The organism is Kocuria palustris (assembly GCF_016907795.1).
Taxonomy (GTDB): domain Bacteria; phylum Actinomycetota; class Actinomycetes; order Actinomycetales; family Micrococcaceae; genus Kocuria; species Kocuria palustris.
Map to the genome: position 1 here is coordinate 1,254,566 of NZ_JAFBCR010000001.1, position 21,349 is coordinate 1,275,914.

Sequence of the window (21,349 nt, forward strand, 5' to 3'; positions counted from 1 at the left end):
ATCCCCCAATATAGGGGACACCTCAGTCCACTGACAAGACATCGACTAATCATGTTTCTCCGCACGTCGGGCGGAGACTCAGATGCCCCCGGGCGCACCTGGTCGGTACCCCCCGAGGGCTCGTGCGATGCGACGCCGGCCAGCGGGAGCTCCCCCCTGGCCGGCGTCGCGGGATCAGCGGAGGCTGATCACTTGGTCTCGCCCTCGCGGGCCAGGACGTAGTTGTAGGTCGCCATCTCACCCGGGGCCTCCGGGTTGTCCTGCGGATCCAGCATCAGCTCGGGCTTGACCGCACCGGCGATGTCGTCCTCGTTGTGGACATCGCCCGGGAAGTAGAGCTGCTGGGTGACCAGCTGGTAGCCCGGAGCGTGGACCTTGATGTGGATGTGGGCCGGGCGCCAGGCGTGCCAGCCGGCGGCTGCGATCAGCTGGCCGCAGGCGCCGTCGGTGGGGATCTGGTACGGCGCCGGGCGCTTGGTGTGGATCTCGAAGTGGCCGTTCTCATCGGCGGCCACAGTGCCGCGGAACAGCCACTTGGGCAGCTCCGGGGCGTACTGCGAGTAGAAGCCCTGGGCATCGGCATGCCAGATCTCGACGGTCGCATCCTTGATCGGGTTGCCCGCGGTGTCGGTGAAGTCGCCCTGGAAGACGAAGGGGGTGCCCTCCTCGTCCTCGCGCATCTCCAGCGTGGCCGGGGTCTGCATCTGCGGGGCGTTCGGAACGTAGTACGGGCCCTCGATCGTGCCGACGACGCCCGGACGGTCCTGAGAGTTGATGTCCTCGATGGTGTGCTCGAGCCACACGTCGAGGAACAGCGGCCACTCGCCGTCCGAGCCGACCTTGATGAGCCAGGCCTTGAACGCGTTGAACTCCTCGTACGTGGCGCTGTGCTTCACGGCGATCTCGTTCAGGGCGTCGACCAGGTCCGAGGCGATCGCGTCGACGCGCTCGACCGGGACGTCCAGGCCGGAGAGCTTGCCGGACTCGGCGAAGCGCTGGGTGGCGAGCGAGCCGGCCTCGACGGCTGTGCCCTCGTGCTCCTTGCGGGTTTCAGTCATGTCGACCTCCACATAGTTCGGATTGCCGACGCGAGCACGCCGCCCATGGCTGCGCCGCGTCGATGCGGAGCCGTCCCCGCCGCAGCGGATGCCCATGAGCCCCAGGGGGCTGCGGACGTCCTGTCGGAGCGAGGAGCCCGGCCGCACATGTGATGTGCAATACAGCAAGAGTAGGTCGCTCATTGCTCACATCACAAATATCAATCGACCTGTTTCTCTTCTCGAATCGGCACATGCGAACCCCTTGCCCTGCACTAGGCATTCCCCTGATGTGAGCGCCGTCACCGAGCCCCAGACTTGGAGCACCATTGAAGCGTGCCGCATTGCCGCAGACCGCACGTCGGGAAGCGCGAGCCGCGCACCCGCCCCAGGACCTTTCCGGGGCGGCCCGGTCGACACTCCAGGATGAGCCATGACTGAGAACCTGAGCCATCTGCACGAGGTCATCGACAACGCCGTCATCGACGACCGCGAGAACGGCGTCATCCGCGCCAAGCGCGAGATCTTCACCGACGAAGAGGTCTTCGAGCTCGAGATGAAGTACATCTTCGAGGGCAACTGGATCTACCTGGCCCACGAGTCGCAGATCCCGAACGTCGGCGACTACTACACGACCAACATCGGCCGCACCCCCGTCGTGATCACCCGGGACAAGGATGAGCAGCTGCACTGCATCATCAACGCCTGCGCGCACCGCGGGGCCATGCTGTGCCGACGTAAGACGGACAACCGCACCACGTTCACCTGCCCGTTCCACGGCTGGACGTTCCGCAACAGCGGCGAGCTGCTCAAGGTCAAGGACGGCCGCAACGGCGCCTACCCGGAGGGCTTCAACAAGGAGGGCTCGCACAACCTCACCAAGGTCGCGCGCTTCGAGTCCTACCGCGGCTTCCTGTTCGGCTCGCTGAACCCGGACGTCAAGCCCCTCGAGGAGCACCTGGGCGATGCCACCAAGGTCATCGACTCGATCGTCAACCAGTCCCCGGACGGCCTCGAGGTCCTGCGCGGCGCCTCCACCTACACCTACGACGGCAACTGGAAGGTCCAGGCGGAGAACGGCGCCGACGGCTACCACGTGACCTCGGTGCACTGGAACTACGCCGCGACCACCTCGCGCCGCTCCTCGGGCGACTCCACCAACACCACCAAGGCCATGGACGCCGGCAAGTGGGGCAAGCAGAAGGGCGGCTTCTACTCCTTCGAGCACGGCCACCTGCTGCTGTGGCAGGAGTGGGGCAACCCGAAGGACCGCCCGCTGTGGGACCGCCGCGAGGAGCTCGTGGAGAAGTACGGCGAGGAGATGGCCAACTTCATGGTCAACATCTCGCGCAACCTGTGCCTCTACCCGAACGTCTACATCATGGATCAGTTCTCCTCGCAGATCCGCGTCTTCCGCCCGCTGTCCGCGGACAAGACCGAGGTGACGATCTACTGCATCGCCCCGGTCGGCGAGTCCAAGGAGAACCGCGCCAACCGCATCCGCCAGTACGAGGACTTCTTCAACGCCTCTGGCATGGCCACCCCGGACGATCTCGAGGAGTTCCGCTCCTGCAACAAGACCTACTGGGCCAAGGGCGCGCAGTGGAACGACATGACCCGCGGCATGGAGCACGAGATCCAGGGCCCGGACGAGCAGGCCAAGGCGCTGGGCATGGACAACGTGCTCGCCTCGGGCGTCAAGACCGAGGACGAGGGCCTCTACCCCATCCAGCACGGCTACTGGCACGAGGTCATGGAGTCGGGCCTGCAGGCCGAGGAGGCCGCCGAGGCAGAGGCTGCGGAGTCCGCGGCCGCCTCGAGCTGACGCACGCCCCTCGCAGACCGATTCCCCAGACCTGAAGGAGACACCACATGGCTGAGCTCATGAGCATCGAGGACATCCAGGTCCTCGAGACCGTCCGCGCTTTCCTCCACCGCGAGGCCCGCCTGCTCGACGACCGCGACTTCGACGCCTGGATCGAGTGCTACCACCCGGACGCCGAGTACTGGATGCCGTCGTGGGACGACGATCACGAGCTGACCACGGATCCGCAGACCGAGATCTCGCTGATCTACTACGCCAACCGCGGCGGCCTCGAGGACCGCGTCTTCCGCATCAAGACGGACCGCTCGTCGGCCACGTCGCTGCCGGAGCCGCGGCACAACCACAACCTCTCGGACATCGAGGTCCTGGGCCGCGACGGCGACACCGTCCACGTCCGGTACAACTGGCTGACCGGCTACTTCCGCTACAACAACGACATGTACTACTGGGGCCACGCGGAGGTCGACATCGACCTCGCCGGCGACAAGCCCCAGATCACCAAGAAGAAGGTCGTGCTCAAGAACGACTACATCCACCAGGTGATCGACGTCTACATGATCTGATCGCAGGCGCCCTCCGGCCCGCCGACCGTGCTCTGGCTCCGTCACGGACCGACGCAGAGCACGGCGGCGGGCTTTCGGGTGTCGCCCGTCGAACCCGCGCGAGTCGCCGTCTGCCCGGCGCCCCGCACCCCCGCCCGGGGCCATCCCGGGCCTTCCCGAATCCCGACCCCCGCGCGAGCATCCCGCCCGCGCGGCCGTCGGACCACGAGCTTTCCTGCGCCGGCCGCAGCGCCGCAGAGGACGAGGAGAAGACCATGCCCAACCAGGTCGCACTGAATTTCGAGGACGGCGTCACCAAGGTCATCAAGGTCGGTGACATGGAGACGATCATGGATGCCGCGTTCAAGGCGCGCATCAACATCCCGTCGGACTGCCGCGACGGGGCCTGCGGTACCTGCAAGTCGTTCTGCGAGTCCGGCGAGTTCGATCCCGGCGACTTCATCGACGACGCCATGACCGAGGACGAGCTGGAGAAGGGCTACCTGCTCACCTGCCAGTCGACTCCCGAGTCGGACATGTCGATCAACATCCCGTCGACCTCCGAGGTCGCCAAGACCTCCGCCGTGACGTTCAACGGCAAGGTCGACATGATCGAGCGCCACTCGGACTCCACGATCTCCTTCGGCATCGACATCCCCAACCGGGACGAGCTCTCCTTCCTGCCGGGCCAGTACGTGAACATCAAGGTCCCCGGCACCGACGAGGTCCGCTCGTACTCGATGTCCAGCGGCCCGAACACCGACGAGACCGCCTTCATGGTCCGCATCTCGGAGAAGGGCGCCATGTCCGAGTACCTGCGCGACCGCGCGCAGGAGGGCGATGAGATCGAGTTCTCCGGCCCCTTCGGCTCGTTCTTCCTCCGCGAGCCCAAGCGCCGGCTGCTGCTGCTGGCCGGCGGCACCGGCCTGGCCCCGCTGCTGTCGATCCTCGAGAAGCTCGCAGAATCCGGCACCGATCAGCCGGTGCACCTGATCTACGGCGTGACCCGCGAGGCGGACATCGTGGGCCTGGACCTGCTCAAGGCCTACGAGGACCGGCTCTCCGACTTCACCTGGGACTACATCGCCTCCGAGGAGGGGACCTCCGCCCCGCACACGGGCTACGTCACTCAGATCACCGAGCCGGAGCACCTCAACGAGGGCGACGTCGACATCTACCTGTGCGGCCCGCCCCCCATGGTCAACGCCGTGTCCTCCTGGCTCGACGAGAAGCAGGTCAACCCGGCCAACTTCTACTTCGAGCGCTTCGCCCCCAAGGGCACCACCGGCGGCGACGACGAGACCGGCGCTCCGGTCTCCCCCGACGAGGTCGACTCGTCCACCTCCGCCGAGCAGGCGGTCTCGTCCATGGAGACCGGCGTCCTGAAGTTCGGCAAGGTGGACACCGCCGCGCACCTCGATGCCCGCGCCGGGCTGGAGACCGCCGCCGCCCGCCTGCTGATCGGCAAGCTCACCGAGGAGCAGCTCGACAACTGGGGCCGCCTGGCGGACAAGTGCGACGGCACCGTCGAGGACGGCAAGCTCGTGGACTACGAGGCCTTCGTGGCCGCGAACTACGACTTCCACGAGTACCCCTTCACGGTCGCCGACAACCCCGCGCTGCTCGCGGCGTACCAGGGGCTGGACACCCCCTCCCACATGCGCGAGGCCCTGGAGAACGGCGGCGTGATCTTCGAGACCGTCACGCAGGAGCACCACGATCTCGTGGAGCTCATGCGGGCCGGTGAGCTCGAGAAGACGCTCGAGCTGATCCAGTCCCACACCGTCCAGGCCAAGCAGACCATGGACACGGCAGTGGACGCCCACGAGACCTCCGCCGACGAGAAGCCGGAGACGGCCGCCGGGGCGGATTCCTGATGGCCTCCGCAGACGGCAAGGGCCCCGGCACTCCCGGCGCCACGGGCACCGATGTCTCCGGGATGCCGACCGTCGAGGCTGAGGCCGGGCAGCGCGCGCACCTGAGCCCGGGCCGCTTCGCGGACCGTGTGGTCGTGGTGACCGGAGCTGCTCAGGGCATCGGCCGCGCTGTGGCAGAGCGGGTGGCGGCCGAGGGCGGCACCGTCGTGCTCGTGGACCGCTCCGAGATCGCCGAGGAGGTCGCCGTGGGCATCAACGAGCGCGCGGAGACGGGCTCCGGCGCCGGCCGGGCCACCGCGGTGACGGGAGTGGACCTGGAGCAGGCCTCGGGCGCGGAGCAGTTCGTCTGCGCAGCGCTCGAGGCGCATGGCCGGATCGATGTCCTGATCAACAACGTCGGCGGGACCACCTGGGCCCGGCCGTACGAGGAGTACGACGTCGAGAAGATCGACAAGGAGATCCGCCGCTCGCTGTTCCCCACCATGTACGCGTGCCACGCGGTGCTGCGGCCCATGCTCGAGGCCGGCTCCGGGACGATCGTCAACGTGTCCTCGGTGGCCACCGGCGGGCTGAACCGCGTGCCGTACGCAGCGGCCAAGGGAGGCGTCAACGCCCTGACCAAGGCACTGGCATTCGAGGTCGCCGAGCGCGGTGTGCGCGTGGTGGCCACGGCCCCCGGAGGCACCCTGGCACCCCCGCGCGCCGTCCAGCGCGGACCCGGCCCGGAAACCGAGCAGGAGGAGGCCTGGTACCGCGCGATCGTGGACCAGACCGTCGACTCCTCGTACATGAAGCGCTACGGCACGCTCGAGGAGCAGACCGCCCCGATCGTGTTCCTGGCCTCCGACGAGGCCTCCTACATCACCGGCTCCGTGCTGCCGGTGGGAGGCGGCGACCAGGGCTGAGCCCCCGGACGCAGCCCCCGGGGCCGGTCGACTCCCTCGAGTCGGCCGGCCCCTCCTTCTCGGGCAGATCCCGCGTCGTCGAGCCTTCCCGGGCCCGAGCCCCGGACCGCTCGGGCGCGATCGCTATGATCTGCCCATGCCCCACGCACCCACCGGAAGCTCCGGCGATGTCGCGCTCGTCGGGCGCGATGCGCAGCTCGAGCACCTCCTGCGGCTCTACCAGGAGGTGCGCCGCGGTCATCCCCGCACCGCAGTGATTTCCGGGCCGGTGGGCATCGGCAAGACCAGGCTGCTGCGCGAGCTGCTCGCCCCGACAGCGTCCCGCAATCGCACGGTCCTCTCCGCCAGCGGCAGCGATTGGGAGTCCGCGCTCCCGTTGGCCGGTTACACCCAGCTGATGGGCAGCGCCCCTCTGCGCAGTCCCTCCGGGTTCGACGGCGGCCCGCAGCCGCCCTCGCAGGTGGTCGAGCGGCTCACCCCCGACCAGGCGCTGAACTACGCCCAGACCCTGCAGACCCACCTGGAGGCCCAGCAGCACCGCGGGCCGGTGATCGTCGTGATCGACGACCTGCAGTGGCTCGACGAGGACTCGCTGCGCATCCTGATCTTCGCCGCGCGGCGGCTGCACAGCTGCCGGGTGCTCTTCCTCTTCGCCGTCGACCTGGACCAGGCCGACGGGCTGCCGACCGGGATCATCGACCATCTGACCGGCTATCCCACCGAGGTGCTGCACCTGCCTCCGCTCGAGGCCGAGGCCGTCGCCGCCCTGGGCCGCGAGATCGTGGGCGCCGAGCTGAGCATGACGACGGTCCACGAGCTGCTGCGCCATACCGAGGGCCACCCGCAGTCCGTGATCGAGCTGCTCCGGGAGGTCCCCTCGGAGCAATGGCACGGCTGGCTGCCGAAGCTGCCTCCGTCGCGGCGCACGCGCGCCCGGGTGGCCTCCCAGCTGCGTCGAGCCTCTCCCGAGCTGCTGCGCATGGCCGAAGCCGTCTCCGTGCTGGGGCAGGACGCGCCTCTGCAGCAGGTGGCCGCTCTCGCGCGGCTGTCCCACTTCCTGCCCGTCGTCGACGAGGGCCACGCCGCCGGGCTGCTTCGCCTGAGCATGGACCGGCAGCCCTCCGCGGTGCACTTCGTGGAGCCCAGCGCGACCGCTGCCGTCTACCAGCAGATCGCCCCCACCCGCCGCTTCACCCTGCACCGGGCTGCCGCGGAGCTCGTGGCCGATGAGGGCGCGCGGCTGGGCCACCTGGTCGCGGCCTCTCCCGGTCCTCAGGAGCTGCTGGCCCTGCAGCTGGTCGCCTACGCCCAACGCCAGGCGGCCGACGGCTGCTGGTCGGAGGTCGCCTCAGCCATGCTCTCGGCCTCTCGGCTCTCGCTGGACCGCCGCGACGGCGACCTGCGGCTGCTGCGCGGGGTCGACGCCCTGATCGGAGCCGGCGACATCACCAAGGCCTCGAGCCTGGTCGGCGTGGTCGAGTCCATGCCGCCGTCTCCCCTGCGCGCTTCCGTGCTGGGCTACCTGGCGGTCGTCACGGGACGGCGCTCGACGGCGGCGGCCCAGCTGGCCATGGCCTGGCGCACGGTGCGCGAGGACCTGGATCCCAGCGCCGGAGCGCGCATCGCCCTGCGGCACACGCTGCACGCCCTGGCCGACTGGGACGGCGAGGGCATCGTCGCCTGGGGCGAGCGCACCGCCGAGCTGGCCGAGGCGCCGCATCACGTCAGCGTCGAGGCCCGGGCCATGTACGGCCTGGGACTGTTCGCCTCGCGGCGCCTGGACGAGGCCGAGCGGCCGTACATCGATGATCTGGACACGACCGTGGGCAATGCCCAGGAGCAGCGACTGCTCATGGGCTACGCCTGGCTGGCCCTGCGCACCGACGACGTCGAGACCGCCCGCCTGCGCTTCGAGGAAGCAGTGCCCACCGAGTACCGCGGCGGGTCGCTGCGGATCTCCCTGTGGGCCGAGTCCTGGCTGGCGCGCTGCCAGCTGATCCTGGGCGACTGGGATGCGGCGGCGGCCACGATCGCCCACGCCTCCGTGCGCCTCGAGTCCTCGGGCATGCGCCTGATGCGACCCTTGCTGTACTGGACCGCCGCCGAGCTCAATGCCATGCGCGGGGACTGGGATCGAGCCGAGCACTTCCTGTCCCTGACGACCGTGCCGACCGACGGCTACCGCAGCATGACGGTCCCGGCAGCCCTGGCCCGAGCGCGCTACCACGAGGCCAGGGCCAACTACGAGTCCGCGCTGGAGGCCCTGCGTCCGCTACGCAGGGCGGATCCGGTCACCGACCGGCGCGAGCCCTTCTGGTCCTGGCAGGACACCCTGGTGAACTCACTGGTCATGTCGGATCAGCTGGACGAGGCCCAGGAGTTCCTGGACGAGCTCAAGGCCGTCGCCTCACCCACGCCGTTCCCGTCCGAGACCGCCCGCATGGCATGGGCGGAGGGGCGGCTGCTGGCCGCGCGCGGAGAGGTCGAAGCCTCCCAGGAGCTCTTCGACCGGGCGCTGGACGCGCTGCGCTCGAGGCGCCGTCCCTATCTCGAGGCCCGGGTGCGCTTCGCCTACGGGCAGAGCATGCGGCGGGCCGGCAAGCGGCGGCTGGCCTCGCGCGTGCTGCGCTCGGCCCGCGAGCTCTACGCCTCCCTGGGCGCCCAGACCTACGTGTCCCGATGCGATCGGGAGCTGAAGGCCGCCGGGGCCAACGCCCTCGTGCCGGCCGCTGAGCAGACCGGCTCGGACGGGCTCTCCGATCTGCGCAGGCAGGGCCCCGACGCCCTGCACGTCGGCTCCGAGGCCGTGCAGCTGACCGCCCAGGAGCAGGCCGTCGCCCAGTTCGTGGCCGGGGGGTCGACCAACAAGGAGGTCGCCCAGGCGCTGTTCATCGCGGAGAAGACGGTGCAGTTCCACCTGACCCGCATCTACGCCAAGTTCGGGGTGCGCTCGCGCAGCGAGCTGGCGGCCGTCTACGCCAGGGAGGGCGTGGGCTCGACCGACGGGTGAGGGCGCAGGAGCCCTGCGAGGGCCGCAGCGGCCCTCGCAGGGCCGAGCGGCTCAGCGGTCGCGGTGCGCGGCCAGCTTCTCCAGATCGGGCTCGGTGCCCACGCCCGGGACGTCGGGGACCATGATCTTCCCGTCGGCGATCGTCAGCGGCCTGGCGATGAGGTCATCGGCCATGTCCAGGTAGTTGGACAGCTCGCCCGCCCGGCGGTGGGTGTGCTCGAACGCCGCGCCGAACACGACGGAGGCGACCGAGCCGATCTGCGTGTCGATCTGGTTGCCCACGTAGACGTCCACGCCGGCCGCCTGGGCGAAGCCCACGATCTTGGCGGACTCGGTGAACCCGGTGCGCGCGGTCTTCACGCACAGCAGGTTCGCTCCTCCGGTGAGGATCTCGCGCGCGGCCTCGCCCATGTTGGGCGCGGACTCGTCGGCGGCGATCGGGATCGCGGACTTCTCCACGAGCCGACGACGGCCCAGCACCTCGCGGGCGTCGTCCGGCTCCTCCAGGAAGCTCAGCCCGAGATCCGCGGTGCGGCGAAGGACCTCTGCGGCCTCATTGGCGCTCCAGCCGCGGTTCGAGTCCATGTAGATCTCGGTGTCCTCGCCCAGGCCCTCGCGCAGCACGCGGGCGGCCTCCACGTCCAGCGACAGCGGGCGGCGGCCGGTCTTGAGCTTGAACGTGTCGATGCCGTAGGTCTCGCGGAACTCGAGGGCCAGATCGAGCAGCTCCTGCGCGGGCTTGAAGCCGAGCATGTGCGAGACGCGCATGTGATCCGAGAATCCGCCGAGCAGCTCGGTGACGGATCGGCCCAGGATCTTGCCGAGGCAGTCCCACAGGGCGATGTCCACGGCGCCCTTGGCGGTCTCATTGTGGATCGTCCGCGCCATGACGGCCTGGGCCTTCTCCCGGTCGAAGACCGAGAGCCCCTTCAGCTGCGGGGCGAAGATGTCCTCGATCACGGCCACGATCGACTTCTGCGTCTCCCCATACGTATACGGCCGCGGCGGGGTGTCTGCCCAGCCGACGACCCCGTCCGAGGTCTCGATGCGCACCAGCACGTGATTGGCCTCGTGGACGGCCCCGGAGGCGAAATGCAGAGGGGTGGAGTACGGGATCGTGTACGGGATCGCCTCGATCTTTGCGATCTGCATCAGGGCATCGGCCTTTCGACGGGGTCGCGACCCGGCTGGTCCTCGGATTCTGGTTCATCGGCCAGCTCGGTGACCAGCTGGATGAAGTTGGACAGCAGCACCGAGCGGTCCTCGCGCCGCCAGGCGACCGCCAGCTCCGCGTGCGGGGAGTCCTCGAGCTCGCGGTAGCGCACGCCGCGCAGCTGGACGCTGCGCACGCTGGCGGGCATCAGCGCCACGCCGCCGCCTGCGGCCACGAAGGACAGGATCGTGGAGGTCTCCTGGGCCATCTGCGAGACGCGGTGCTGGAATCCGGCCTCGCGGCACAGGTCCGCGGTCATCCGGTACATCACGGACTCCGGCGGGTAGGTCACGAAGCGCTGCTCGGTCAGCTCGACCATCGACAGCGGCCGGTCCGAGGCCAGCGGGCTGTGCGCGGGCAGCGCGACCACGAGCGGCTCGCGGTTGATGATGCGGAAGTCGATCTCCGGGCTGGAGACCGGGGGGCGCAGGATCGCGGCGTCGAGCGTGTGCTCGAGCAGCCCGCGCTCCATGGCCGGGGTCAGCATCTCGCCGTGCAGGTCCAGGGTCAGCCCGGGGTACGCCGTGCCGGCCGCGCGCACGATCCGGGGCATGACGCTGTACGTCGAGGCTCCGGAGAAGCCCACGTGCAGCACGCCCGTTGCCCCCTGGCCGACCTGATAGACGTCCGCCTGCAGCGCCTCGACGTCGTTGAGGATGCTGCGCCCGCGCTCGAGCATCAGCGCCCCGGCCGCGGTGAGGTCCACGCGGCGGGTGGTGCGGTCGAAGAGCTTGACGCCCAGCTGCTCCTCGAACTGGCGGATCTGCTGCGACAGCGGCGGCTGGGCGATGTGCAGCCGCTTGGCCGCACGCCCGAAGTGGCGCTCCTCCGCGACGGCGATGAAGTAGGTGAGCTGGCGCAGTTCCATGGACGCGGCCTAGCTGCGACGGGCCAGGTCGACGCCCAGCTGCTCGAGCTGCTGGCGGACCTCGCGGCGCTGGATCTTGCCGAGCATGGTGCGCGGCAGCTCGTCGAGCTCGATGATCCGTCGGGGCACCTTGTAGCGGGTGACCTTGCCATAGCAGTGCTCGCGCAGCCGGGCTTCGTCGAACGTGCGGTCCGGGGAGGTCACCACGGCGGCCACCACGACCTCCGAGCCGTCCTCGCCCCGCAGCCCCACGACGGCGGCATCCGCGACCTCCTCGGCCGTGGTCAGCGCGTGCTCGACCTCGGTCGGCGCCACGTTGAAGCCGCCGGTGATGATCAGCTCCTTGAGCCGGTCGACCACGCGCAGGAAGCCGTCGTCGTCGACGGTGACGATGTCTCCGGTGCGCAGCCAGCCGTCCTGCAGGACCTCGGCGGTCTCCGCGGGGCGCTTCCAGTAGCCCTGGAAGACCTGCGGGCCGCGCACCCACAGCTCGCCGGCCTCTCCCACCGGGGTGTCCTCGAGCGTCTCGGGATCGACGGTGCGGATGTCGGTCGACGGGAACGGGATGCCGATCGAGCCGGTGCGGCGGGAGTCGTTGAGCGGGTTGCAGGCCACCAGCGGCGAGCACTCGGTGAGCCCGTAGCCCTCGATCAGCATGCCGTCGGTGTGCGCCTCCCACTCCTCGACCAGATGATGCGGCAGCGCCATGGCCCCGGAGACGCCCACGGTGATGCCCTCGAGCGAGCGGCCCTTCTCATCGGCCAGCTCCATGACCTTCTGATAGATCGGGGGCACGGCCGGCAGCACCGTGGCCGGAGTGCGCTTCATGGCGCCCACGATCAGATCCGCGCGCGGCGTGGGGAACAGCACCAGGGTGGCGCCCAGCGACATGGCGAAGGTCATGCCCAGGGTCATGCCGAAGACGTGGAACAGCGGCAGAGCCCCGTAGACGACCTCGTCGGAGCCGGTGTGCAGCCATTCGCGGCCCATCACGGCGTTGGACTCGAGGTTGCGATGGCTGAGCATCACGCCCTTGGGCCGGCCCGTGGTCCCCGAGGTGTACTGGATGATCGCGAGGTCCTCCGCGTCCGGGCGCGGGTGGTCGTGAGCCAGGGGCCCGTGGGAGAGCAGCTGCTTCCAGTCCGTGGCCCCGGAGGCCGGGGTAGTGAGCGTCGCGCGCTGCTGCCTGAGGCGGCGCACCGGCAGGCGAAGGGCTATGCGCATGGGCAGCGGCATGGACCGGGTGATGTCGACGGAGATGATGCTCTCCACGGCCACATCGCCGGGGAGACTGCGGACGGTCTCGACCGCCTTGTCCCAGACCACCGCGACCTTGGCGCCGTGGTCCTCGAACTGGTGGCGCAGCTCGGCGGCGGTGTAGAGCGGGTTGTGCTCCACCGCGATCGCGCCCAGTCGCATCACGGCGTAGAAGGCGACGATGTGCTGCGGGCAGTTGGGCAGCACGAGGGCCACCCTGTCGCCGCGGCCCACTCCGAGCCGGCGCAGCCCCTCTGCGGCGCGCTCGACCTCGGCGCCCAGGCGGGAGTACTTCCAGCGAGCTCCGAAGAACTCGAGGGCCACGCGCTGCGAGTTGACCGCCACGGAGCGCTCGAGCATATGGATCAGCGAGGTCTCGGGCAGGTCGATGTCATGGGCGACGCCGTCGTCGTAGGAGGCGGTCCACGGCCGGGTCGCGAGGAGCTCCCGCGAGGATCCTGGGGTGGCCGCCGGGTCATCTGTCTGCTCAGGCATGAGATCGAGGATACCGTCCGGGCTGTGCGCGCACCGGCTGCGGTCCCGAGATCGAGCCGGGCCCTCCGCAGGACGGGCGGGCGACCGACTCGGCGATTCTCAAGTCATATTCATGGACAATTGGGCACGGATCCTCTTCGACGGCCCCGCGCTGGACTACACTGACACAAGTCCATACGCCGGAGACCGCGCCTGTTCGGGGCAGACGCGCGCTCCGTCTCGGGGGCCACACCTGCCTGAGAGGTCATCAGTCCGTCACCCGGACGGACCCTCAGGCCGTCCGATTCCGCCGACCTCCCAGAGGTGTCACATGCCGTCCACGCTCGTCGCCGTCGTCGATGACCACGAGGTCGTCCGCGAGGGCATCCGTCTCGTCTCCATGACCTCCCAGGCGGACGTCAAGCTGGTGGGCTCGGCCTCGACCGTGCCCGGCCTGATCGATCAGCTGGGCCGCGACCCGGAGAACGCCGCCCTGACCGCCCCGGGCGCCAAGCGCATCGAGTGCGACGTCGTGCTGCTGGACCTCTCGCTCACGGACCGCTCGCGCCCCTCGGAGAACGTCGAGCGCCTGCGCGAGGCCGGCATGAAGGTGCTGATCTTCTCCATCGGGGAGAACGCCGCCCTGATCCGCGAGGCCCTGCGCGCCGGCGCCCTCGGGCTGGTGCGCAAGTCCGAGCCGCTCGAGCACGCGATCGAGGAGGCCCGCAACATCGCCGACGGCAAGCCGGTGATCACCAAGGAGCTGGCGGCCGCGATCGACGGCGACATCGAGTTCGCCCGCGCCAACCTCTCGCCGCGCGAGCAGGAGACGCTGCGCCTGTACGCCTCGGGCTTCGCCCAGGTGCAGGTGGCCCGCCGCATGGGCATCAAGCAGTCCGCCGTGAAGACCAACATCGACCGGATCCGCGAGAAGTACGCGCGCATCGGCCGCCCTGCCCCCACCAAGATCGATCTGCGCATCCGCGCGATCGAGGACGGACTGGTGGAGCCCGAGGCCGATGTGAACAACGTCGAGATCCGCCGCTGAGCAGCCCGCTCGTCCTGCTGACCGGGGACGACGCGCACCCATGATCCACGCCGCCGAGCCGTCCTCCCAGGACTTCAAGCGCTATCACGGCAGGGCCCTGCGCTCGCGGCTGCCCTCGCCGGCCTCGGCCGGCACCATGGGTCCGAACGTCTACCGTCTGCAGTGGTCGGCGCAGCTGTGCGCAGCGGCCGCGATGTTCGCCAGCGGCCTGGCCGCGCTGCCCTCGGTGAGCACGCTCACCGGGGCGCCCGCGCTGCTGAGCACCCTGTTCTTCGCCGGGCTGCAGGTCTGCGCGGGCATGCTGTTCTACTTCGGCGCACGGCGCCGTGTGGTCACCTGGCCCTCCACGGCCGCCGTCGTCCTGATCATGCTCTGCTACACCTCGCTGGCCCCGATCTGGGCACCGGCCTCCGAGATCTCTCCCCCGTGGCTGTCGTTCCTGCTCGTCCTCGCGGCGGGGCTCACCGCGATGACCTGGGGAGCGATCGCCTCGCTGGCCGTGATCGGATGGGCGGTGCTGTGCCTGGGGATCTACGTCCTGCAGATGCCGCTGGGCTATCCGCTGCAGTCGGAGATCATCCAGACCGGGGTCGACTGCCTCTATGCGATCCTGCTCGCGATCGCGGTCTCGCTGACCCTGCGCGCCGCCGATCACGCCGACACCGACTACAGCACGGCGATCGCCCATGCCACCGCGCTGCGCCGCTCGCGCACGCAATCGGATGAGCAGGAGCGCCTGGACCGGCTGATCCACGACAACGTCATGGCGGCGCTGCTGGACGCCTCACGGGCCCCGGGCGCCGTCTCCAAGCGCACTCGAGAGCTGGCCATGCGTGCCCTGAGCGTCCTGGAGTTCGAGGAGAAGCGGGCCACTGGAACCGCCACGACCTACGTGCACACGCTGATGGACGACCTCCTCGACGCCCTCACCCCGTGGCGCTCGCGCGTGCGCTTCAACGTCCTCGTCCCCGACATCAGGCCCATGGGCCACACCCGCGCCTTCCTGCCCTCGGACACGGCCCAGGCCCTGATCCACGCGGTGACCGAGGCGGTCTCTAACAGCGCACGGCACTCCGGCGTGGCCACCACCTTCGTGACCATGGACGGAGGGACCTGCCCTCCCACGGCGCTGAACCCCTTCGGCTTCTACCTCTCCTTCGAGGTCCTCGACCGCGGCAAGGGGTTCCAGATGCGCTCCATGGACTCCCGGCGCCTCGGCGTGCGAGTCTCGATCATCGGCAATGTCGAGAACGCGGGGGGCCGGGTCGACGTCGCCTCTGCCCCGCACCGCGGGACGCGCATCCAGATCCTGTGGCCCAGCGATGCCCATCCGTCGGACTAGGCGCCGCAGCGCCAGGTACCGCGCAGACGTCGACGTCGGGCTGCGCAGCCGCCTGCTGGACCTCGTGGGCCAGTGGGTCGCACGGCTCACGGCGGAGGGCCGGGCTCAGAGCTCCGTGCTGTTCTTCGGCTCGCTGCTGGCCTTCCTGATCCCGTCGCTGATCGCGGGGCTGCCGCAGCTGCAGGTGCTCCAGCATCCGCAGCTGCAGCTGATCTCCGGCGTGCCGTACATGATCGCGGTCCTGCTCGTGATCGCCCCAGGGCGGCGCCGGCTCGACGAGCTTCCCGTCATCACCGCCGTAGTGGCCATGATCTCGTGCCTGGCGCTGACCCACGACGCCGACCCCGAGCGGCTGCCGCTGTTGTCGCAGCACTGGGGGTACCAGGGGCTGCACCTGTTCCCGGTCGCCCTGGCCGTTCGCCAGCACACGGCGTGGGCCTGGGGGACGGTGTTCATCGCGACCACCCTCGGTGCGACCTTCGGCGCTCGCTCCGAGCACGGCATGCTCATGGGCATGGCGCCCATGGCCACGGTCGCAGGCACCCTGGTCATCGCCATCCTGATCATCACGGAGATCGAGCGGCTCCTGGATCGCCGCCGCGAGGCCCGGGCGCTGGGGGCATCGGCGCGGACCGATGACGACGCCGAGCAGGACACCGTCAACGCCTCGATCCGGCGCATGCACGAGGTCCGACGTGTCGTCGGCCCCGCGCTCGAGCGGATCGCCTACGACTCGAGCCCCGTGGACGACGAGGAGATCCGCCGCTTCCGGGTCCTCGAGGCCCACCTGCGCGATTCCATCCGCGGTCGGTCGATCTCGACCCCGGAGCTGCACGAGGCGGCCCGCCGAGCCCGCGAGCGCGGCGTCTCCGTGGACATCCTCGACGAGCGCGGCTCCGTCCTGCCCGAGCGCGTGCTGCGGATCGTGGGGCGGCAGTCCGCCGCGGTGCTGGACGCCGCGCAGGCGGGCTCGGTGACGATCCGCGCGTTCCCCGCGGATGACCAGACCGCCGTGCTGATCGTGCACGACCCGGGCGACGACGACGAGGACGCGATCGCCCTGGAGATCGCCCAGGGAACCGGTGAGATCTCCGAGTTCTGAGCCCTTGGGCACCAGGCTCCACAGCACCCGGATCAGCGGAGATGGGGGCCGCAGCTGCACAGTCCGGCCCTCGGGCCCCGATGCTGCTGCGAGCATCGCCGTAGCGTGCCGCCATGCACACCGCCGAAGCCGCCCACTGCTCCTCAGATGCGCCGTCCTGCACCGACCGTCCGCGCGCCGACCCGTCCGTCCTGCTGAGCCCCGTGCTGTGCGCCGACGGTCGGCTGCGCTGCCCGTGGGCGCTGTCCACCCCGGATGTCCTGGACGATCACGACACCTCGTGGGGCATCCGCCCGCAGCTGCGCTCCGAGTGGTTCCGGGCGCTGAGCCTCGAGATCCTGCAGGCCGGGCTGGCCCCGGGCGCCTCGGTGTCGCGGCTGCCCGCGCTCGAGGAGGTCTTCAGCTGCTTCGACCCGCGGATCGTGGCCGGTCTCGATGACGACGCCGTGGACGAGCTGCTGCTGGACCGTCGGCTGATCCGCAATCGCGCCAAGCTCACCGCTGTGGTGGTCGCCGCCCGCGCCGTTCGCAGCTGGTCCGGCGAGGACTGGCAGCGGGAACTGGAGCCGGCCGAGGGGACGGATCACGTCCAGGCGGTCGCAGGTCGCCTGCGCGAGCACGGGCTCGTGCACGCCGGCCCCGGCACGATCGCCCGGCTGCTGGCCCGCACCGGGATGACCCCCGGCCACCTCGACGGCTGCTTCCGCTGCTGAAGGGGCCGCGAGCTCCTGTGCGCATGCCTCGGCCCCGGCAGCGACGCGCGCCGGCCGGGGCCTTCCGCAGGGGTGCTCGTCAGGCCGTGAGCGGGTTCAGTCGAGCAGCAGCGCGGGCTCCTCGAGGATGCGGGCCACGTCCGCCATGAAGCGCGCGGAGAGGTCGCCGTCGACCACACGGTGGTCGAACGATCCGCCGAGCGTGGTGATCCACCGCGGGATGATCTCCCCGTCCACGACCCACGGCTTCTGCTTGATGGTTCCGAAGGCCACGATCGCGACCTCACCGGGGTTGATGATCGGAGTGCCGATGTCGATCCCCAGGGAGCCGATGTTCGTGATCGACAGGGTGCCGTTCTGCATGTCGCCGGGCTGGGTGCGCCCGGCACGAGCCGTGGCCGTCAGCTCGTTGAGGGCGATCGCCAGCTCGCGCAGGCTCATGTCCTGGGCGTCCTTGATGTTCGGGACCATGAGCCCGCGCGGGGTCGCCGCGGCGATGCCCAGGTTCATGTAGCGCTTGATCACGATCTCGCGGTCGGTCCAGGTCGCGTTGACCTGGGGGTTGCGCGCTGCGGCCCAGATGACGGCCCGGGCCAGCAGGAGCAGCGGGGTGACCTTCACTCCCTCGAAGTGATCGGAGGTCTTCAGCCGCTTCACGAACTCCATGGTCCGCGTGGCGTCGACATCCACGAAGATCGACACGTGCGGGGCCGAGAACGCGGACTTGACCATGTTCTGGGCGGTCAGCTTGCGCACGCCCTTGACCGGGATCCGCTGCGTCCGGTCCCCTGCCCCGGGGGCGTCCGAAGAGACCCAGAAGCCGTCGGGGCCGTCCGGGACCTCGCGCAGATGGGCGGCGTAAGCCAGCAGGTCTCGCTTGGTGACCTGTCCGGCCTCGCCCGTTCCGGAGACCTCCCGCAGGTCGATGCCCATCTCCTTGGCGGCCTTGCGGACGGGAGGCTTGGCCAGGGCCGGCTGGGAGGCCCGCGCCGGCTGCGCTGCGGCCGCGCCGCTTCCCGGGGCCGCGGCCTCCTCTCGGGAGCCGCCCCCGGCCAGGCGGGCCAGCCGGTCGCCGCGCGAGCCGGGCCCCTGCCCCAGGCCCGCTCGCGAGAGCAGGTCGGCGATGCCGTCGCCCAGCGAGGCCCTCCCGCCGGCGGGCTCGGCCGTGCTGCGGCCGCGCGAGGGCTCGGCCTGCTCAGCAGGGGCTTCCGGACGGGTCGGCTCCGGGCGGGCGGGGCGGCGCGAGCGCTGCCTGCGCACGACCGGATCCGCCTTGGGACCCGACCCCACGAGCGGCTTCTGCTGCGGCTCCTCCTCCGCGCTGGAGGACTGCGCCGGTGCTTCCGGATCGCTCGAATCGGCGGCGGCATCGCCGCCCGCGCTGGTGGCAGAGTAGCCCGGATCCGGGCGCGAGCCCGGGGCCTCGGCGGAGTCGCCGATCGAGACCAGCCCTGCGCCGACCTCCAGGGTCTCGCCCTCCTGGGCGAGCAGCTCGAGGACGGCCCCCTCCCAGGGCGAGGGCAGCTCGACGAGCGACTTGGCGGTCTCGATCTCCACGAGGGGCTGATCGACGGAGACCTGGTCGCCGACGCGCACCTTCCAGGTGACGATCTCGGCTTCGGTGAGCCCCTCGCCGACATCGGGGAGGCGGAAGATCTGTGCCATGCGGGAATCCTTCGGAAGCGACGGTGCGGGGCGCGTGCGTGCGGTGAGCGGGTCCTAGTAGGCGAAGGCCCGGTCCATGCCGTCCAGGACGCGGTCCAGGTCCGGGACGTAGTCCGCCTCGACCCCGGCGGGCGGGTAGGGCATGTGGTAGCCACCCACGCGGATCACGGGGGCTTCAAGGCTGTAGAAGCTGCGCTCCGTGATGCGCGCGGCGATCTCGGCCCCCAGCCCGGAGAAGACCGGGGCCTCGTGGGCCACGACCATGCGCCCCGTGCGCTGCGCCGAGGCCTCGAGGGTCGCGAAGTCGATCGGCGACAGCGAGCGCAGGTCGATCACCTCGACCGAGCGGCCCTCCTGCGCGGCGGCCTCTGCGGCGGCCATGGCCACGGGCACCAGCGGACCCCACGCCACGAGGCTGAGCTCCGAGCCCTCGCGCAGCACCTGGGCGCTGAAGGGATCGGCGGTGCTCGGGTTCTCGAGGTCGACCTCCCCCTTGAGCCAGTAGCGGCGCTTGGGCTCGAAGAAGATCACGGGATCGGGGCAGGCGATCGACTGCTGGATCATCCAGTAGGCGTCCTGCGGCGAGGACGGCGAGACGATGCGCAGCCCGGCAGTGTGCGAGAACTGGGCCTCGGGCGACTCGGAGTGGTGCTCGATCGAGCCCACGAGCCCGCCGTAGGGGATGCGGATGGTCACCGGGACGGTGACGTCGCCGTCGGTGCGGGCATGCATCTTGGCCAGCTGGGTCGTGATCTGGTTGTAGGCGGGGAAGGTGAAGCCGTCGAACTGGATCTCGCACACCGGGCGGTACCCGCGCATGGCCATCCCGGTGGCGGTGCCCACGATCCCGGCCTCGCCCAGAGGGGTGTCCAGCACCCGGTGCGCGCCGAACTCCCCCTTGAGCCCCTCGGTCACGCGGTACACCCCGCCCAGGGAGCCGATGTCCTCGCCCATGAGCAGGACCCGGGGGTCCTCCCCCATGGCCCGGCGCATGCCCATGGTCAGGGCCTTGGCCAGAGTGGCCCGGACGGTCGTGGGTCCGCCCGTGCGCGTCTGCTGCTCGCTCATGGCCTCTGCCCCTCCTGGCTCTGCCCTGCGTCTGCGCCCGGTCCGCCCTCGCCGTCCAGGAAGGAATCGGCGTAGTCGCGATGCCAGGCCCGCTCCTCCTCCACGAGCGGGTGCGACTGCGCGTAGACGACGTCGAAGCGCTGGTCCAGCTCACCCGGATCGGAGCGCAGCAGCTCGGAGCGGACCTCCGTCAGCCACTGGTCGGTCTCCTCCTCCAGGTCCTGGAACCACTGCTCCTGCACTCCGAGCTCCGTCTCGAGCAGGGCGCGCATGCGCAGCAGGGGCTCCTTCTGCGCCCACTGCGCCTCCTCTGCGGAGAGGCGGTACTTGGTGGGGTCGTCCGCGGTGGTGTGCGCGCCCAGTCGGAAGGTCTCCGCCTCGATCAGCACGGGGCCGCGCCCCTCGCGGGCCTCGGCGGTCGCCCACCGGGTCACCGCCAGGACGGCCAGAGGGTCGTTGCCGTCGACCCGCACGCCCTCGAAGCCGTAGCCGGCCGCCCGGGCCGCCAGGGGCACGCGGGACTGCGTGGAGAACGGCACCGAGATCGCCCACTGGTTGTTCTGCACGAAGAACACCACGGGGGCGTCGTAGGAGGCGGCGAAGACCATGGACTCGTGGATCTCGCCCTCGGTCGAGGCGCCGTCGCCGAAGTAGACGGTGACAGCACCGGGCTCCGGCGCGGGCTCCCCCGCCTCCTCGGCAAGCCGGCGGTCCTGGACCATGCCCATGGCGTAGCCCACCGCGTGCGGGACCTGGGAGGCCAGTACCAGCGAGTAGACATGGGTCCGGGTCTCGGACGGCTTCCAGCCGGAGGCCGCGTGGCCCCGGAACTGCACCAGGACCCGCTCGGCCGGGACCCCGCGCTCCAGGACCACGGCATGCTCGCGGTAGGAGGGGAAGACGTAGTCGTGCTCGCCCTGGGCCAGCGCCGAGCCGACCTGGGCGGCCTCCTGGCCGCGCAGCGGGGGCCACAGGGCCATCTCGCCCTGGCGCTGCAGCGCGGTGGACATCTCGTCCAGGCGGCGCGCCCGCACCATCGAGCGGTGCATCCGCTGCAGCGCCTCGGCATCGACGTCCTCGACCCAGCGCGAGAAGCGCTCGTCGTGCTGGCGGGCGCCGTTCTCGTCGAGCAGGCGGACCACGGGCATGGTCGCGGCCACGGCCGCGGGGTGCGCTCCGATGCCGGCGCTCGCACGGGCGTCATGGGGATCCGCGACGAGCGCTTCCGGCGATCCGTCCGGGGCCACGTCGGCGGCGACCTCGACGGCCGGCGCGGCCTGCGCCGTCTGCGCGGACGACCGCTCAGCGCTGGGCTGCTCCTGATCGGGTCCCCGCTCCGGGACCTCGTCGGCCTGCGCCATGGGACACCTCCAGGTGTGGTTCACGCGGTGGCACGGCCCCGG

At 70.5% G+C, this 21,349-nt stretch carries 16 protein-coding genes; 9 read left to right on the forward strand and 7 right to left on the reverse strand.

Annotated elements, in window-relative coordinates; translation table 11 throughout:
* Positions 1 to 188 precede the first annotated feature (188 nt).
* Positions 189 to 1,058 (reverse strand): catechol 1,2-dioxygenase, encoded by an 870-nt coding sequence (gene catA / locus JOE55_RS05535; RefSeq protein WP_204782252.1) that lies wholly within the window; start codon positions 1,056 to 1,058, stop codon positions 189 to 191.
* Between the two features lie 412 nt (positions 1,059 to 1,470).
* Between catA and benA the strand changes: the two genes are divergently transcribed.
* The 5 genes from benA (at position 1,471) to JOE55_RS05560 (ending at position 9,196) form a co-directional block, all read left to right on the forward strand.
* Positions 1,471 to 2,862 (forward strand): benzoate 1,2-dioxygenase large subunit, encoded by a 1,392-nt coding sequence (benA, locus tag JOE55_RS05540; RefSeq protein WP_204782253.1) that lies wholly within the window; start codon positions 1,471 to 1,473, stop codon positions 2,860 to 2,862.
* A gap of 47 nt (positions 2,863 to 2,909) precedes the next feature.
* The gene (benB, locus tag JOE55_RS05545) at positions 2,910 to 3,425 is read left to right on the forward strand and encodes a benzoate 1,2-dioxygenase small subunit (RefSeq protein ID WP_024289769.1); all 516 of its coding nucleotides are present in this window, start codon (positions 2,910 to 2,912) and stop codon (positions 3,423 to 3,425) included.
* A gap of 254 nt (positions 3,426 to 3,679) precedes the next feature.
* Entirely contained in the window at positions 3,680 to 5,281 is a 1,602-nt protein-coding gene (benC, locus tag JOE55_RS05550) for a benzoate 1,2-dioxygenase electron transfer component BenC (RefSeq protein WP_204782254.1), read from the forward strand.
* On the forward strand, positions 5,281 to 6,186 hold the full coding sequence (locus JOE55_RS05555) for a 1,6-dihydroxycyclohexa-2,4-diene-1-carboxylate dehydrogenase (RefSeq protein ID WP_239546444.1): 906 nt from the start codon (positions 5,281 to 5,283) through the stop codon (positions 6,184 to 6,186). The genes benC and JOE55_RS05555 overlap by 1 nt, the downstream gene beginning before the upstream one ends.
* A 136-nt stretch (positions 6,187 to 6,322) precedes the next feature.
* Positions 6,323 to 9,196 carry a helix-turn-helix transcriptional regulator gene (locus tag JOE55_RS05560; protein WP_204782255.1) on the forward strand — a complete coding sequence of 958 codons (2,874 nt, stop codon included), beginning with the start codon at positions 6,323 to 6,325 and terminating at the stop codon, positions 9,194 to 9,196.
* Between the two features lie 51 nt (positions 9,197 to 9,247).
* On the opposite strand, the gene JOE55_RS05565 is transcribed toward JOE55_RS05560, so the two are convergent.
* From JOE55_RS05565 to JOE55_RS05575, 3 genes are read right to left on the reverse strand one after another with little or no spacing between them, the layout of a single operon-like run.
* On the reverse strand, positions 9,248 to 10,348 hold the full coding sequence (locus JOE55_RS05565; protein WP_204782256.1) for a mandelate racemase/muconate lactonizing enzyme family protein: 1,101 nt from the start codon (positions 10,346 to 10,348) through the stop codon (positions 9,248 to 9,250).
* On the reverse strand, positions 10,348 to 11,277 hold the full coding sequence (locus JOE55_RS05570; protein ID WP_204782257.1) for a LysR family transcriptional regulator: 930 nt from the start codon (positions 11,275 to 11,277) through the stop codon (positions 10,348 to 10,350). Before JOE55_RS05570 ends, JOE55_RS05565 begins: the two co-directional genes overlap by 1 nt.
* Before the next feature lie 9 nt (positions 11,278 to 11,286).
* Positions 11,287 to 13,029 (reverse strand): long-chain-fatty-acid--CoA ligase, encoded by a 1,743-nt coding sequence (locus JOE55_RS05575; protein ID WP_204782258.1) that lies wholly within the window; start codon positions 13,027 to 13,029, stop codon positions 11,287 to 11,289.
* Between the two features lie 310 nt (positions 13,030 to 13,339).
* Between JOE55_RS05575 and JOE55_RS05580 the strand changes: the two genes are divergently transcribed.
* From JOE55_RS05580 to JOE55_RS05595, 4 genes are all read left to right on the forward strand, one after another.
* Positions 13,340 to 14,056 carry a LuxR C-terminal-related transcriptional regulator gene (locus tag JOE55_RS05580; protein ID WP_058870791.1) on the forward strand — a complete coding sequence of 239 codons (717 nt, stop codon included), beginning with the start codon at positions 13,340 to 13,342 and terminating at the stop codon, positions 14,054 to 14,056.
* Between the two features lie 40 nt (positions 14,057 to 14,096).
* The gene (locus tag JOE55_RS05585) at positions 14,097 to 15,398 is read left to right on the forward strand and encodes a sensor histidine kinase (protein WP_204782259.1); all 1,302 of its coding nucleotides are present in this window, start codon (positions 14,097 to 14,099) and stop codon (positions 15,396 to 15,398) included.
* On the forward strand, positions 15,379 to 16,500 hold the full coding sequence (locus tag JOE55_RS05590; protein WP_204782260.1) for a hypothetical protein: 1,122 nt from the start codon (positions 15,379 to 15,381) through the stop codon (positions 16,498 to 16,500). The genes JOE55_RS05585 and JOE55_RS05590 overlap by 20 nt, the downstream gene beginning before the upstream one ends.
* A 113-nt stretch (positions 16,501 to 16,613) precedes the next feature.
* Complete coding sequence (locus JOE55_RS05595; protein ID WP_053447929.1) at positions 16,614 to 17,213, forward strand: DNA-3-methyladenine glycosylase I; 600 nt, start codon at positions 16,614 to 16,616, stop codon at positions 17,211 to 17,213.
* A gap of 96 nt (positions 17,214 to 17,309) precedes the next feature.
* On the opposite strand, the gene JOE55_RS05600 is transcribed toward JOE55_RS05595, so the two are convergent.
* The 3 genes from JOE55_RS05600 to JOE55_RS05610 are packed head-to-tail and all read right to left on the reverse strand — an operon-like array spanning position 17,310 to position 21,307.
* Positions 17,310 to 18,878: a dihydrolipoamide acetyltransferase family protein gene (locus JOE55_RS05600; protein WP_024289759.1), complete on the reverse strand. Its 1,569-nt coding sequence runs from the start codon at positions 18,876 to 18,878 to the stop codon at positions 17,310 to 17,312.
* Between the two features lie 54 nt (positions 18,879 to 18,932).
* Complete coding sequence (locus JOE55_RS05605; protein WP_024289758.1) at positions 18,933 to 19,946, reverse strand: alpha-ketoacid dehydrogenase subunit beta; 1,014 nt, start codon at positions 19,944 to 19,946, stop codon at positions 18,933 to 18,935.
* Positions 19,943 to 21,307: a thiamine pyrophosphate-dependent enzyme gene (locus JOE55_RS05610; protein WP_239546446.1), complete on the reverse strand. Its 1,365-nt coding sequence runs from the start codon at positions 21,305 to 21,307 to the stop codon at positions 19,943 to 19,945. The genes JOE55_RS05605 and JOE55_RS05610 overlap by 4 nt, the downstream gene beginning before the upstream one ends.
* Positions 21,308 to 21,349 lie beyond the last annotated feature (42 nt).